The organism is Citrobacter sp. TBCS-14 (genome assembly GCF_005280805.1).
Classification (GTDB): domain Bacteria; phylum Pseudomonadota; class Gammaproteobacteria; order Enterobacterales; family Enterobacteriaceae; genus Citrobacter; species Citrobacter gillenii.
Map to the genome: position 1 here is coordinate 477,212 of NZ_SZWM01000476.1, position 12,780 is coordinate 489,991.

General features: G+C 51.6%; 8 protein-coding genes and 1 tRNA gene. 6 read left to right on the plus strand and 3 right to left on the minus strand.

The genetic code is table 11. From position 1 onward, the window contains the following. Window positions 1–129 precede the first annotated feature (129 nt). The 5 genes from aspA (at window position 130) to FDX22_RS19310 (ending at window position 5,754) form a co-directional block, all read left to right on the plus strand. On the plus strand, window positions 130–1,566 hold the full coding sequence (aspA, locus tag FDX22_RS19290; RefSeq protein ID WP_096758611.1) for an aspartate ammonia-lyase: 1,437 nt from the start codon (window positions 130–132) through the stop codon (window positions 1,564–1,566). 114 nt (window positions 1,567–1,680) lie between these two features. Beyond that, on the plus strand, window positions 1,681–2,982 hold the full coding sequence (dcuA, locus tag FDX22_RS19295; RefSeq protein ID WP_115259636.1) for an anaerobic C4-dicarboxylate transporter DcuA: 1,302 nt from the start codon (window positions 1,681–1,683) through the stop codon (window positions 2,980–2,982). A 128-nt stretch (window positions 2,983–3,110) separates the two neighbouring features. Then, window positions 3,111–3,458 (plus strand): divalent cation tolerance protein CutA, encoded by a 348-nt coding sequence (cutA, locus tag FDX22_RS19300; protein WP_096758613.1) that lies wholly within the window; start codon window positions 3,111–3,113, stop codon window positions 3,456–3,458. Further along, a complete protein-coding gene (locus FDX22_RS19305) occupies window positions 3,434–5,143 on the plus strand; it encodes a protein-disulfide reductase DsbD (protein WP_146717632.1) in 1,710 nt (569 codons plus the stop codon). Before cutA ends, FDX22_RS19305 begins: the two co-directional genes overlap by 25 nt. A gap of 35 nt (window positions 5,144–5,178) precedes the next feature. Next, the gene (locus FDX22_RS19310; protein WP_115259638.1) at window positions 5,179–5,754 is read left to right on the plus strand and encodes a transcriptional regulator; all 576 of its coding nucleotides are present in this window, start codon (window positions 5,179–5,181) and stop codon (window positions 5,752–5,754) included. Here the strand turns inward: FDX22_RS19310 and FDX22_RS19315 are convergent. Together FDX22_RS19315 and FDX22_RS19320 are read right to left on the minus strand one after the other, a co-directional pair. After that, window positions 5,751–6,341 carry a LysE family translocator gene (locus tag FDX22_RS19315; protein ID WP_115259639.1) on the minus strand — a complete coding sequence of 197 codons (591 nt, stop codon included), beginning with the start codon at window positions 6,339–6,341 and terminating at the stop codon, window positions 5,751–5,753. The genes FDX22_RS19310 and FDX22_RS19315 overlap by 4 nt on opposite strands. Before the next feature lie 36 nt (window positions 6,342–6,377). Beyond that, on the minus strand, window positions 6,378–7,223 hold the full coding sequence (locus FDX22_RS19320; RefSeq protein ID WP_137400510.1) for an AraC family transcriptional regulator: 846 nt from the start codon (window positions 7,221–7,223) through the stop codon (window positions 6,378–6,380). A 169-nt stretch (window positions 7,224–7,392) separates the two neighbouring features. On the opposite strand from FDX22_RS19320, the gene FDX22_RS19325 reads away from it, so the two are divergent. After that, window positions 7,393–7,468 (plus strand) — tRNA-Phe (locus FDX22_RS19325). A gap of 431 nt (window positions 7,469–7,899) precedes the next feature. Here FDX22_RS19325 and FDX22_RS19330 read toward each other — a convergent pair. After that, complete coding sequence (locus FDX22_RS19330; RefSeq protein ID WP_186805347.1) at window positions 7,900–11,682, minus strand: peroxidase family protein; 3,783 nt, start codon at window positions 11,680–11,682, stop codon at window positions 7,900–7,902. Window positions 11,683–12,780 lie beyond the last annotated feature (1,098 nt).

Below are 12,780 nucleotides of genomic sequence, written 5' to 3' on the forward strand. Positions count from 1 at the left end.
CTGAACCAGCATATGATCTCGGGTATCAGACCGATGCAGGGGATAATCGTCGGTCGAGAAACAATCGAAATCACATATATCCTGTGTGTTTAGTAAAAAATCATTGGCAGCTTGAAAAAGAAGGTTCACATGTTAAACAACATTCGTATCGAAGAAGACTTGTTGGGTACCAGGGAAGTTCCAGCGGACGCCTACTACGGTGTTCATACTCTGAGAGCGATTGAAAACTTCTACATTAGCAACAACAAAATCAGCGATATCCCTGAATTTGTTCGCGGTATGGTAATGGTGAAAAAGGCAGCGGCCCTGGCCAACAAAGAGCTGCAAACCATTCCTAAGAGTGTGGCAAATGCCATCATCGCAGCATGTGATGAAGTTCTGAATAACGGAAAATGCATGGATCAGTTCCCGGTAGATGTTTACCAGGGTGGTGCGGGTACCTCCGTCAACATGAACACCAACGAAGTGCTGGCCAATATCGGTCTGGAACTGATGGGTCACCAGAAAGGTGAATATCAGTACCTGAATCCGAACGACCACGTGAACAAATGTCAGTCTACCAACGACGCTTATCCGACCGGCTTCCGTATCGCTGTTTACGCATCCATCATCAAACTGATTGATGCCCTTAACCAACTGCGTGAAGGCTTCGAACAAAAAGCTGTTGAATTCCAGGACATCCTGAAAATGGGTCGTACCCAGCTGCAGGATGCTGTACCGATGACTCTCGGTCAGGAATTCCGTGCTTTCAGCGTTCTGTTGAAAGAAGAAGTGAAGAACATTGGCCGTACTGCTGAGCTGCTGCTGGAAGTTAACCTCGGCGCAACCGCAATCGGTACAGGTCTGAACACCCCGAAAGAGTACTCTCCGCTGGCTGTACAGAAACTGGCTGAAGTGACTGGTTTTGCCTGTGTTCCGGCTGAAGACCTGATTGAAGCAACGTCCGACTGTGGCGCATACGTTATGGTGCACAGCGCACTGAAACGCCTGGCTGTTAAGATGTCCAAAATCTGTAACGACCTGCGTTTGCTCTCCTCTGGCCCACGTGCCGGCCTGAACGAGATCAACCTGCCGGAACTGCAGGCGGGCTCTTCCATCATGCCAGCAAAAGTAAACCCGGTTATCCCGGAAGTCGTCAACCAGGTGTGCTTTAAAGTCATCGGTAACGACATCACCGTCACCATGGCGTCTGAAGCAGGTCAGCTGCAGTTGAACGTTATGGAACCGGTTATTGGCCAGGCGATGTTTGAATCTATCCACATCCTGAGCAACGCTTGCTATAACCTGCTGGAAAAATGCGTTAGCGGCATTACGGCTAACAAAGAAGTGTGTGAAGCATTCGTGTATAACTCTATCGGTATCGTGACCTATTTGAACCCGTTCATCGGTCACCACAACGGCGATATCGTCGGTAAAATCTGTGCCGAAACCGGTAAGAGCGTGCGTGAAGTTGTCCTTGAACGTGGCCTGCTGACCGAAGCTGAGCTGGACGATATCTTCTCTGCTCAGAACCTGATGCACCCTGCTTATAAAGCAAAACGTTATACTGATGAAAGCGAACAGTAATCGTGTAGGGTAGTACCAGAGAAGGCACGTCAGATGACGTGCCTTTTTTCTTGCACGAAGTTACTTAAAAACAACAATTTAATATCAACTTGTTAAACAACAAGGAAGGCTAATATGATAGTTTTAGAACTTATCATCGTTTTGCTGGCAATCTTTTTAGGTGCCAGACTTGGGGGTATCGGTATTGGGTTTGCAGGTGGGCTGGGTGTTCTGGTTCTCGCCGCTATTGGCGTAAAACCGGGTAACATTCCGTTCGATGTTATTTCCATTATCATGGCGGTCATCGCTGCCATTTCTGCTATGCAGATTGCAGGTGGTCTGGACTATTTGGTTCACCAAACTGAAAAACTGCTGCGTAAGAACCCAAAATACATCACGATCCTTGCACCGATCGTGACCTATTTCCTGACTATCTTTGCAGGTACAGGCAACATCTCTCTGGCAACGCTGCCGGTTATCGCTGAAGTGGCGAAGGAACAAGGCATCAAACCTTGCCGTCCGCTGTCTACTGCTGTGGTTTCTGCACAGATTGCGATTACTGCGTCGCCAATCTCCGCAGCTGTGGTGTACATGTCTTCCGTCATGGAAGGTCATGGCATCAGCTACATCCACCTGCTGTCCGTGGTCATTCCGTCCACGCTGCTGGCGGTACTGGTGATGTCCTTCCTGGTCACTATGCTGTTCAACTCCAAGCTGTCTGACGATCCGATTTACCGTAAACGTCTGGAAGAAGGCCTGGTCGAACTGCGCGGTGAAAGACAAGTTGAAATCAAAGCGGGTGCAAAAACCTCCGTATGGTTGTTCCTGCTGGGCGTAGTTTGCGTGGTGGCTTACGCCATTATCAACAGCCCAAGCCTCGGTCTGGTCGCTAAACCGCTGATGAACACCACCAACGCCATCCTGATCATCATGCTGAGCATCGCGACGCTGACCACGATCATCTGCCGCGTTGAAACGGACTCTATCCTGAACTCCAGCACCTTCAAAGCCGGTATGAGCGCCTGTATTTGTATCCTGGGCGTTGCATGGCTGGGTGATACTTTCGTCTCTCATAACATTGACTGGATCAAAGAGACTGCAGGTAGCGTCATTCAGGGTCATCCGTGGCTGCTGGCCGTCATCTTCTTCTTTGCTTCTGCACTGCTGTACTCTCAGGCAGCAACGGCAAAAGCTCTGATGCCGATGGCTCTGGCACTGAACGTTTCTCCGTTGACCGCTGTCGCATCCTTCGCGGCTGTTTCTGGCCTGTTCATTCTGCCAACTTACCCAACGCTGGTTGCGGCGGTTCAGATGGATGACACCGGGACAACCCGCATCGGTAAATTCGTCTTTAACCATCCGTTCTTCATCCCGGGTACGCTGGGTGTGGTACTGGCTGTCTGCTTCGGCTTCCTGCTGGGCAGCTTCATGCTGTAAGTTTTACCTGCAGGGCGCCTGTGCGCCCTGCAGTTCCTCTCTCCCGTCTCGCTTTGACTAACATCCTTCTTCCGTCCGTTGTATAGTGACTCCTCTCTTGCTGGTTACTCTGTGCTTTCGAGGTGTTTATGCTTGATGTAAAGAATCAGGATATCTCCATCCCCGATACCGTTGTCGTGCTCTGTACCGCCCCGGATGAAGCAACCGCTCAGGATCTGGCCGCTAAAGTGCTGGCGGAAAAACTGGCCGCCTGCGTCACACTCCTGCCCGGCGCTACCTCCCTCTATTATTGGGAAGGCAAGCTGGAGCAGGAATATGAAGTCCAGATGATCTTAAAAACCGCAGTTTCACACCAGCAAGCACTTCTCGATTGCCTGAAGTCACATCACCCGTACCAAACACCTGAACTTCTGGTTTTACCCGTCACTCACGGAGATTTTGATTACCGCTCATGGCTCAACGCATCCTTACGCTGATCCTGCTGCTCTGCAGCACATCAACTTTTGCTGGCTTATTTGACGCACCAGGTCGCTCGCAGTTTGTCCCGGCCGACCAGGCATTTGTGTTCGATTTTCAGCAAAACCAACACGATCTGAACCTCTCCTGGCAGGTCAAAGACGGCTATTATCTATATCGTAAACAGATAAGCATAACCCCATCTCGGGCCGAGACTGCCGAGGTAAAATTGCCGCCCGGGGTCTGGCATGAAGATGAGTTTTACGGCAAAAGTGAAATTTATCGTCAGCAGTTGACTATCCCTGTCACCGTCAAGCAGGCTGCTGCGGGTGCGATGCTAACGGTTACCTACCAGGGCTGTGCCGACGCCGGGTTCTGTTATCCGCCTGAGACAAAAACCGTGCCGTTACGTGAAGTGGCGGCCAGTGCAGAAACACCACCAACGACCTCTTCAGCAACGGTATCGCCAGAAGAACAACCACAACCCACGACCCAACTGCCGTTCTCCGCATTGTGGGCACTGCTGATCGGGATTGGCATTGCCTTTACACCTTGCGTCCTGCCGATGTACCCGCTGATTTCCGGTATCGTGCTAGGTGGAAAACAGCGCTTATCAACCGGACGAGCACTACTGCTAACCTTTATCTATGTCCAGGGAATGGCGCTCACCTACACCGCGCTGGGTCTGGTGGTTGCCGCTGCGGGGTTACAGTTCCAGGCGGCGCTACAGCATCCTTATGTCCTGGTTGGCCTTGCTATCGCCTTTACGCTGCTGGCTTTATCGATGTTTGGCCTGTTCACGCTACAGCTGCCTTCATCACTGCAAACACGCCTCACGTTAATGAGTAACCGTCAGCAAGGCGGCTCTCCCGGCAGCGTATTTACAATGGGGGCGATTGCCGGTCTGATCTGTTCGCCTTGCACCACCGCCCCACTGAGCGCAATTCTGCTGTATATCGCTCAGAGCGGAAACATGTGGCTAGGCGGCGGCACGCTGTATCTGTACGCGCTGGGAATGGGACTGCCCCTGATGCTCATTACCGTCTTTGGTAACCGTCTGCTACCGAAAAGCGGCCCGTGGATGGAGCATGTCAAAACCGCCTTTGGTTTTGTCATCCTGGCGCTTCCCGTATTTTTACTGGAACGTATTATCGGTGACGAGTGGGGGATCCGCTTGTGGTCGTTACTCGGCGTCGCGTTCTTTAGCTGGGCCTTCATTACCAGTCTGCAAGCCAAACGCCCATGGATGCGCCTTGTGCAAATAGCCCTGCTCGCCGCCGCTCTGGTGAGCGTACGTCCCTTGCAGGACTGGGCATACGGTACGCCGCATGCACAAACGCAGGCACATCTGAACTTCAAACCCATCGCGACGGTCGATGCGTTAAATCAGGCGCTGGCAGAGGCAAAAGGTAAGCCGGTGATGCTGGATCTGTATGCCGACTGGTGCGTAGCCTGCAAAGAATTTGAGAAATACACCTTCAGCGATCCGCTGGTTCAACAGGCATTAAGCAACACGGTATTACTGCAGGCGGACGTCACGGCAAATAATGCCCAGGATGTCGCACTGCTGAAGCATCTGCAGGTTTTAGGGCTGCCAACCATTTTGTTTTTTGATGCTCAGGGTAAAGAGCAGCCAAACGCGCGGGTAACAGGCTTTATGGATGCCGCAACATTTAGCGCACATTTGCACGATCGCCAACCGTGAGCGACACTTGCAAAAGGAAAACGGAGGAGAATACCGTGCAACGTGAAGATGTCCTGGGAGAAGCCCTGAAATTACTTGAGGTGCAAGGGATAGCCAATACCACGCTGGAAATGGTGGCCGACCATATTGATTATCCGCTTGATGAGCTGCAGCGCTTCTGGCCCGATAAAGAGGCCATCTTGTACGATGCCCTGCGGTACCTTAGCCAGCGGGTAGATATCTGGCGGCGTCAGCTTCTGCTTGATGACACCCTGAGCGCTGAGCAGAAGTTACTGGCTCGCTATAACGCCCTGGCCGAATGTGTGAGCAACAATCGTTACCCCGGCTGCCTGTTCATCGCCGCCTGTACCTTCTACCCTGACCCTGGCCACCCTATCCATCAACTTGCGGATCAACAAAAAAAGGCGGCCCATGATTTTACCCATGAACTGCTGACGACGCTGGAAGTTGACGACCCGGCGATGGTCGCCAAACAGATGGAACTGGTGCTTGAAGGTTGCCTGAGCCGCATGCTGGTCAATCGTAGCCAGGCCGACGTGGAAACGGCACACCGGCTGGCGGAAGACATCCTGCGCTTCGCTCAATGTCGTATGGGCGGTGCGCTGACCTAAGCAAACATCCCCGCCCATGCGGAGATAAGCAGACACAGCGCCATCACCCGTTGAAAACGCACCATCGCCGTGGTGGTGCGAAACACCCTGTTTACCGCCTTACCCAGCCACGCCCAGCACAACAAGCACGCCACAGATATCAGTAAGAACCACAGCGCCATTAGCGCGACATCCCGCAGCATATGCTCACCCGTAGGGGCAAACAGACTCACCACCGCCAGCGCCATCATCCACGTTTTGGGATTGATAATCTGCAACAGTGCCGCTGCTTTGGCAGTAAAGCGATGGCGCGTTTGCCCAGCAATATTCGTTGCCGGAGCACAAAACAGCTGCCAGCTCATCCATGTCAGCCACAGTACACCCGCCCAGCTCATCACCTGGCGTACCAGCGGATACTGGCGCAGCAGTTCGCCTGCACCGGCTCCAGATATCAGCACAATGGCGCTGGCGGCCACACAGCCGCTGACAAGCGCAGGCAGTGTGGCTCTCACGCCATAATGCTGACTGCTGGTCAACACAAGAATATTGGTGGGGCCTGGCGTTATCGAAGCAACAAAAGCAAACAGCAAGTACGGCATAATATTCACAGGTGACTCCTTATTATTGGAGTCCTGACTGTGCCGTTATTTATTGGAAACGTCTGGAAGGTTTGTGCACAACTTACGGTAATGTGCAGGCGTAATCCTGTACGCCCGCTGGAACCAGCGCCCAAGATGACTTTGATCGGCAAAGCCCAGCGTTGTCGCCACAGCGACGGGCTGTTCCCCTCGCGCCAGGAGCTGACGTGCTTTTGCCAGCCGCAACTGGATAAGCCAGGCATGCGGTGCCATATGGAATTCTCGCTTGAAACTGCGGGTCAGGGTAAAGCGGTCTGTCCCTGTCTCCCGTGCCAGATCGGAAAGGCCGATATTGTCGCCCATATGCGCATGCATATAGTCCCGCGCTCGATGCGCCATTGCACAACCCTGTATTTGTGATGGCAGACGCTTACGCCACCGACAATGTGCCGTGAGCTGAGTCAGCAAATTATCCATATTGCTTTGCTGCACGATACGCATTTCATCGGTATGCAGTGAACCAAATGTCTCACCAATCGCCCGAACCAGATGCGGCTCACGGGTCAGCGTTTGGTTAAAGTGCAGTGAATAGCTACCCGGAGTAGCCTCGTACAGCCCATGTAACGTGTGGGTCAGCCACTGTTCATCAAGGTAAAAGGTCAGATAGGTAAAACCGCCTGCAACCGGGGCATCACCATCATGGATTTCACCCGGTTCTAGCAGAAACGCATCACCCGGCTGGCTGTGATGACGCTCCCGGCGACAGTGAAACTGCTGGGTACCGGAAAGGGTGATCCCCACCAGATAGCTGTCATGCCAGTGCGGGTCAAAGGCATGGCCTTCAAAGTGCGCCTTAATAGTCTCAATACCGGTATCGGCATGCTGTCGTAGTTCAAGCCAGTCGTTTGCCATACTGCCCTCCTCTCGCTGCCAGCATTGCCTGGTTAAATCACACCTGTCTGGAAGATTTGTGCAAACGTCAGGCATAAACGTACAGACTGCCGTAATATTAAGCGGTTGAACAGCTTTTCACGATATTTGATTGACTGCCAGGCGTGAATGCGGTTTAATGCGCCCCGTTGCCCGGATAGCTCAGTCGGTAGAGCAGGGGATTGAAAATCCCCGTGTCCTTGGTTCGATTCCGAGTCCGGGCACCACTATTTAGAAAAACCAGCCTAAGGGCTGGTTTTTTGCTTTCTGGGGTTACGGTAGATTTCTGGTCACTTTGACCGCTGATGTCATTACCATGCTTCCGCCATCCAGTCTGAGGATATTGATGGCACTGAAAAATTTGTGACCTTTTTTAAGTTGTCCACTCAGGATTTCTGTAACTTCTTTGCGCTTCCTTGTGGCTCATTCAGATTTAATGGAGAGCATTAAACTATATTGCTTTCGGAATAAAATAATCCTGAACGCCTTATCTTGATAGCCTCGGTTTTGGGTATAGAACCTATTCACATCGGTAGAGGCGCCAGCATAAGCAAATGGATAACGCGACTAAAAAAACAGCGTTATAAAGGTAGCTTTCGTTCCCTTTAATAACTTATTTAGTGTTGTTGGCGTATGCTGGCGCGACATCGTCGTCTCCTTATCCGATTAGAATAAAATCATCAATATTGACGCTTTTAGAGTTTACGTTTTCTAAAGTAATGACATTGGCATTAACAGGATCGCCGATGGTAATTACGGTACTGTTACCGGTTCCCCCGGCAATCTTGACGCTGCTGGCAAAATTCGCCACACCAATGCCGAATAAACTCACATCGAGGTAATCCTGTCCGCCGCTGGGGTTACTGTCGAAGCCGCTGGTAATACGGTCTCGCCCAAAGCCTGCGCTAAAGACGAAGGTGTCATTTCCGGCACCACCGGTCATGATATCGTCACCCTGGCCCCCCTCGAGTCTGTCGTTACCCGCTCCACCTGTCAGTTTATCGTTACCGGCCCCGCCCTGAAGGTTATCGGCACCGTCACCCCCATCAAGGGCGTCATTTCCTGCGCCACCGTAGAGCGTGTCGTTTCCTCCCATCCCATACAAAAAGTCATTACCGCTGCCACCGGTGATGGTGTTGGCAATGGCATTACCTCTGCCGGTGAACGCGCCTGTCCCGGTAAACACCAGGGTTTCAACGTTATTGGTCAACGTGTAATTATGGAGGGCGGTCTGGACAGCATCTATCCCGCCATTAAGACCTTCTGTGACGACGTCTCCATTATTATCAACAATATAGGTGTCATTGCCGAGGCCGCCCACCATCAGATCAGCCCCTTCGCCACCGTCAAGCCTGTCGTTACCCTCTCCGCCTGTCATTTTATCGTTACCGGTCCCGCCCTGAAGGTTATCGGCACCCTCCCCTCCATCAAGGACGTCATTTCCTGCCCCACCGTTGAGCGTGTCGTTTCCTCCCATCCCATACAAAAAGTCATTACCGCTGCCACCGGTGATGGTGTTGGCAATGGCATTCCCTCTGCCGGTAAACGCGCCTGTCCCGGTGAACACCAGGTTTTCAACGTTATTGGTCAACGTGTAATTGTGGAGGGTGGTCTGGACAGTATCTGTCCCGCCATTAAGACCTTCTGTGACGACATCGCCATTATTATCAACAACATAGATGTCATTGCCGAGGCCGCCCACCATCACATCGGCCCCGAGGCCACCGTTGAGAATATCGTTGCCAGCCCCACCGTTGAGCGTATCGTTGCCGCCCCCGCCATTCAGGACGTCGTTGCCGAGCCCACCATTCAGGATGTCAATGCCGTTCCCACCATTCAGGACGACGTTATTGTGGGCAATGACCGGCGGTTTATCGAGCTGACTCGTCCCGAAGATGTTCTCGGGAAGATTGGTCAGGCCCGTGTTGCGTGCCACGATCCCGGCAAAACCCTGTTCCTCGATAACCTCGTAGAGGTCCAGATGCTCCACGCGATCGAGATAATACAGCCGGTCACCTTCCTGGATGCGGTCAAGTTGTTCGTGGATGATGACCCAGAAGGTCTGGCCAACCACACCACCATTGATGTGCTTCTCGGCGAGTCCGCCAACGAACAGATCCACTCTGTCGATACCTTTGACGGTGTTTCCGTTGACCAATTTATAGCCAGGATTCGCCGCCAGGAAGTCTGCAATTTGACTATCCTCTAGTACGAGGTCGGGATAGGCCTTCTTGAATTGCGCAATGACGGTGTCGCTGAGATTGTTCCGTGCCTGGAAGTCTTCCCATGAACCGTAGGGTGTGAGATCGCCCGCAAAGCTGACCGCCTCTTTGACGTACGGATCGAGAGAGGCCATCAGGTCGGCCCGGATCTGGTTCATCGAACCCAGACCAACGTCCCACTCGCGGGCGACGTCGAAGGCGAACACGTCAGCACTCATACGAACAAGGTCGTTGCGCACAGCATCGACGATATTGACGTCGACTTCTTCCGCAGGCTGGACAACCCCCCCGGCAATGATCCCGGCGGCACCCAGTTGCTCATAGCCTGGCTGTGGAGAGTAAGGCAATTGCGATTTGGGGAAGTTAAACGCGCTCGTATCGTTGGTCGGGTTGAGGAACGCGTCGAACAGCGGCACCTGCGTTGCATTGCCCTCAGCGTCGAGCACCGTCAGCGTCTGCCCTATCAGCGAATGCCCGAACCGGTAAGCGGCAACCGCGAACTCGTGCGAGACTCGTGCATCCACTTCCGGATTGTACTCGGCGAAGCCGTGATCGCCCTCACCTCTCATGCCACCAAGCAACTTGTCGGCAAAGTCGGTGTAAATAACGCGCTGATATTCAGCTTCGTTAATGATCTTGGCAGCCTGGAACAGCTCTTCAGCTGTTCCATTAAATCCGGCTTCGAGCAATGCGTTGACATGGAAGTTGTGATTCCGTTCCCAGATGTTGTGGATCGCGGTTAGTGCGATGTTTTCGTTCGCACGTCCATCACCCGCCACGTAGTGGTCGAGCAGGTTGATAAAGGGGTTGGTGTCGAGCAGCAGTGCAAAGCCACTTCCCATGAAATTAGAGGTCATGGCAGGAAGCATCGCTTGGTTAATAACGCCATTGCTGTCGACCAGTCCGGCGAAGTACTCCCGGAAGGCTACGCGGTGGTCGCCCGGCAGCGAGCTGTCGGTGAACAGCGTGTTGTTGTTCCAGTGATGCAGGATCAGTTCACTCAGCGTGGGCAGTAGCTTGAAATTTGGATTTGATGGATCCACTCCGCCCTCTAACAGCTTGCCCGTAAACCCGCCCAGTCCATCACCTTCTCGCAGGAACTGGCCGACGAGTTCGTTAGAGCCATAAGTTTGGTTCTGGTCAGCGAATGGCGATGTCTTATTGAGATGCTGCGGGATTCCATTGGCATCAATACTGTCAACGGTGCCACGAGTCAGGTCCGCGGGGTTTGGAACCGAGCCCGGAGTGCCAATCTGGATCGTTCCGTTACCTCCCTTACCGAGGAAATCGAGACCGTGATCGAAGTACTGACCGAAGGCCGTGAATAAGCTGTTCACGCCAGCGGCATTGCCGGACAGGTTTGCTTCCTGTGCACCAAGGGCATCGCTGATGGCTCGCGGATCCAGCCCGGAGAACAAGGGGTTGATGTCGCGGTTTTGGGTCGTCTCGTTCCAGGCGCCGTAGTGCGCGTCGGTGAGCCGTATGAACGGCTGATCGGCTGAACCATAGTCAAGGTGAACCCGGTTATTACCGGTACCTTCGAGATCTCGGATCCCGAGCGCATCGTTGTCTTCCCCTCCTGCAAGCCCGTTGACGAGATTCTTCAGGTTGGCGACATCACTGGCGGTGAGAGGGAAAGCACCGTCGCCGCCGACATCGTCATTGTCATTGTCATTGTCATCGTCATCGTCATCGTCATCGTCATCGGCTTCCGTCGACGTTTCCTTGCGTGCTAAGACAATGGGATCGGTAGGTTTCAACTTGGTGTTTATGCCATCATGCACCGTGATCTTGTCCTGAGTTAGCGTAGAAGCCTTGGATCTCGGTGCCAGCTCAATCACCTCCTGCGGCGTCGGCGTGCCAAACACATCATCCAGACTTATACCGAGCACCGGATCGGTCTCTTTGTTCACTTCAACTGCGGATAAGAAATTGGCGGTCCGGTTGCTGATAATCCATGACGGCGGATCTATAACCGACCATATCCCAGCGTATCCCGCCTGAAATGAGGAATCAAAAAAGCGCAGGAAGGAAAAGTCTGTAACACCAAACTTGCCTTGCCCTGTGACCAGGTTGTTAAAGCTAGCATCGAAGGTTCGCATACTGAATGGCACAAGATGGTTAGATAATATATTGAAGTTGAGATCGTCGACATCCATTTGTGCTATAGATATTTGTTTGAGGGTATATTTCAGGTCAGGTTTTATGACATTCTTCATTTTCATTTCTCTCAGTAATGATTATGAAAGGCACGAAAAGGCGAAGCCGGTAAGCGGCACTCGAATTACGCGCCTGGAATTGCTAACTGAGCGAATAGGTAGAGCGACTTCGAGCTCCGGGTGGACGCACAACCTATATATCACCCTTTAACGTCACAAAAGACCCTATGATAGATATGCTCAGCCCCCACTGGAAAATCGCGACGACTTACTTTGCCAAACTGATAGCAGGCTTCAGACAAGCGACCCCTTAATATTGAATAAAGCCAAAAAAATAACATCCGTCAATTAGTAGCAACTATTTTTAAATTTCGAATGGCAAAAAAAATCATCAATATTACATAGCTAATACATCACCCAGAATTTAATCGATCATCACTGCGTTAACAGTCGCACATTAATCTACTTTAAATTCAATACCCTACAAAAACCCATTCAGACAAGTATTGAATAAATCATAAAGAAAAAATTGAACACCCATCAAGCCGCACTAATAAAAATGATATAAAAGTTTAAATGGCGACAATAAAAATAATACATCCTCATTACCGCGCCGCTGAAATTCCGGAGCTAAACTATTTTAATATATCATTACCAACATAAATGAAGTCATTATATGTAATGTTAAATTTTCTTATGCGGTTTAAATTATGATTTTCCTGACTGGATTATACGGAATAGCCTCGGATTTCCTAGAGGTTTTACTGGATAACGTCGGAATGTAAGGACGCGCGGAAAATTCAGATGACTTCCTTGAAAGAAGTTATGTCGCGATAGGATCGAAGCTAAATAGGGTACACTGGCAAGATGGACATTTAACAGCCAAATTTGACATGAGTTTTGATAATCCCCGTGTCCTTGGTTCGATTCCGTGTCCAGCACCACTATTTAGAAGAACCAGCCTACGGGCTGGTTTTTTGTTATTGTATTTCCCAAGGCTTTTCAGCCAATCCCAAGCCATCTCCTTATCAATTACCCGCAACCGTCGCTGCTACCCCCCATAAATTAATGGGCAGTTAGATTTTATAATTAAAGAAGAATGCTTTGTCGTTCACGGGCAGGATAAAGGACATTTTACGCGGACAGAAGAGAGGCTTT

What these genes read in the sequence shown, in the direction of transcription:
- aspA (WP_096758611.1), top strand. Translation starts at nt 130, where the DNA reads ATGTTAAACAACATTCGTATCGAAGAAGACTTGTTGGGTACCAGGGAA.
- FDX22_RS19330 (WP_186805347.1), bottom strand. Translation starts at nt 11,682, where the DNA reads ATGAAGAATGTCATAAAACCTGACCTGAAATATACCCTCAAACAAATA.
- FDX22_RS19320 (WP_137400510.1), bottom strand. Translation starts at nt 7,223, where the DNA reads ATGGCAAACGACTGGCTTGAACTACGACAGCATGCCGATACCGGTATT.
- FDX22_RS19305 (WP_146717632.1), top strand. Translation starts at nt 3,434, where the DNA reads ATGGCTCAACGCATCCTTACGCTGATCCTGCTGCTCTGCAGCACATCA.
- cutA (WP_096758613.1), top strand. Translation starts at nt 3,111, where the DNA reads ATGCTTGATGTAAAGAATCAGGATATCTCCATCCCCGATACCGTTGTC.
- dcuA (WP_115259636.1), top strand. Translation starts at nt 1,681, where the DNA reads ATGATAGTTTTAGAACTTATCATCGTTTTGCTGGCAATCTTTTTAGGT.